Source organism: Variovorax sp. P4_D9 (assembly GCF_056401695.1).
This window is the reverse complement of the sequence record NZ_JBFUIU010001663.1, coordinates 1-735: the sequence shown is the minus strand read 5'-3', so window position 1 is coordinate 735 and position 735 is coordinate 1. Positions and strand designations below refer to the sequence as shown.

Here is a 735-nt window from a genome sequence, read left to right as displayed (position 1 = left end):
AGTCTTCCGTGGACCGGGTGCTCGCGAAGCGCTTCGGTACCCAGAACGAGGTTCAGGACGCGGAGGCAAAGCTGGTCACGCGGCCGGCGCCAGGCGGATTTCCTCCGCGCGGGTTCGGCTTCAGCCGCGGTGCCGGCGCCCCAGGAGCTGCAGGATGAGCGGCCCTCAAGCGAACCTGAGCGTGCAGGAAGAGATCGCCAGCGTCCTCGAGACGGCCGTACAGGCCTGCGCTGCATGCCGACATGAGCTCAACGACCTCGAGGTCACGGCGTGGCTCGCAGCGATCGAGGCATTTGGGCCGGCGGCGACCACGCAGTTTCTCTTGAACTGGGTCTCCACGAACAGTCGCAAGGCGCCGACGGTCGCGGATCTGCGCAAGGCGCTCGATCCCACATTCGTCGAGGAAGAGACTGCGCTGGAGCGCCTGTATCTCCTGGTGTCCCGCGTTGGCCCGTATGACGCCCCGAAGCTGGAGGCGACGGGTCCGATGCTGTGCCGAGCGATCGAGAACATGGGCGGTTGGGCTCGCATCAACGAAATCATGCCGGACCGCGGTGATCGCATCGCCTGGAACGCGTTCTCCGAGCGATTCTCGACCGCCTTCGGCACGGCCCGCACCCAGGAGTTTCAGGAGTCCCTGTTGCCGCCCGGGCAGCGCCCCGCGTTTCCGGCTCCCAAAGGCCTGCATGAGATCGGCATTCGGGTCTCGCATTCCGTTGGCGACCTGCTCTTGAC

At 66.3% G+C, this 735-nt stretch carries 1 protein-coding gene; it reads left to right on the top strand.

Annotated features, from left to right (window positions below):
- Window positions 1–154: 154 nt before the first annotated feature.
- Window positions 155–735 (top strand): hypothetical protein (locus tag AC1DY5_RS57630; protein WP_478123041.1); only part of this gene is annotated, 581 nt, incomplete at its 3' end.